This is a genomic window from Endozoicomonas sp. ONNA2 (assembly GCF_024606365.1).
Lineage (GTDB): Bacteria > Pseudomonadota > Gammaproteobacteria > Pseudomonadales > Endozoicomonadaceae > Endozoicomonas.
Map to the genome: position 1 here is coordinate 1 of NZ_JAHHPO010000623.1, position 1,484 is coordinate 1,484.

General features: G+C 50.0%; 1 protein-coding gene. It reads right to left on the reverse strand.

Annotated elements, in window-relative coordinates; all coding sequences use genetic code 11:
* Positions 1 to 509 precede the first annotated feature (509 nt).
* The coding region (locus KDK14_RS10935) for a hypothetical protein (protein WP_257265143.1) at positions 510 to 1,484 on the reverse strand (975 nt) is incomplete at its 5' end.

Sequence of the window (1,484 nt, forward strand, 5' to 3'; positions counted from 1 at the left end):
AATGCATCAGCCGCCGAACGAAGCCTCCACAATCCTTGCCATTGACCCTCGGGTTTTGTTGACGGCGTTATTTCCGGTTGCGGGTCGATGACCATGGGTGGCGGGTTTGTGCCTGATTGTCGTATCAAAATCAATACCTCATGGCAAGGTTACTTACGGTAATATCAGTCCACTGGCTGGTAGATCAGACAATAAGAAACACGCAAGGGATGCTTGCCTGTTTATGATGCGCAACGATTATTTTTTTTGAATATGTGCCGGTGTTAATTCAAGAATGATGATAGTAGCTGACTACAAGGCAGTGGTAAGAATAGTTTGGATTAACTGCTTGGGAAATGCGCCGCCCGCTGCCCGCAAAAGCACAAGTGATTCCAGCTTTTCGGCAAGCGGGCGGCGTCTGTAAAAATGTGGCAGTTATTTCAGGACAATTCCTTTCATGCGCCTTTTTTTCTATGAAAATGCAGTGCTCTCAGAGCACATCGGTGGGTCAGGCTCCTCTTTAAAGTTGGTTATAAAGTTGTTGCCCCATATCTCCATATTTGCCTGTTCGGGCTGCATGGGTGGGTGAACGTTCTGGGGGCAGGTCTGGACCTGCTCGGTTGATTCAGGTACATCGGCTGGTCAGGTTCAGACGTGTCCGATTGATTCAGGTACATCGGCTGGTCAGGTTCAGACGTGTCCGATTGATTCAGGTATATCGGCTGGTCAGGTTCAGACATGTCCGATTGATTCAGGTACATCGGCTGGTCAGGTTCAAATATGTCCGGTTTATCCGGGAATATCGGTTGGTCAGGTTCCTTGCCAAACGTCTCCATGGGAATATTGTTCCCTGTGATTGCCTGGTTGAGTGGCCACAGTGGGTGGTGACGATGGGTTAAATCCGGCGGCGTTGGGCCAGTCCAGTCCGGGCTGCCGACTTCCGACATGAATTGGTTGCTGCCATCAGGCGACGTTCGGCCATTCCAGTCCGGGCTGTCGGCCCTGGTCAATGATTTTTGGCGGCGATGGTAGCAGCAGCACGCAACAGCGGCACCGGCCAGCAAAACAACGCCTGCACCCAGGGCGACAGAGAGTATCGCAGCAAGACTTATTGGAGGCGGTGCTGGTGTGGTAAATGGGGCAAGACTGGTGCCGGGCAAGGAAATGTTGCTGGAAAACCCATTCACTGGCGGTGTTGGTGTGGCAGATGGGGTAAAGTTGAGGCCGGAAGTGTTGCTGGATAACGTAGTCAAAGTGATTGTGGGCGTCAGGTTAGCCTCGTGATTATTGGTTTGGCACAGTGGTGAATTGCTGGGGACAATTTTTAAACAGACTTTTTTCTGCAGATCCTCACACTGATCCAGGGAGCTGTTTGTTAGCCATCTTTTATCAATCCGGACATTACATATAACGTCGGGTTCAATTTCAACAGCTGCTCGATTTTTGGTAGTAATGTTGCTGTTGATCACTTGGGTATTTATGATGGTTTGTTCATTTTTGCCAGC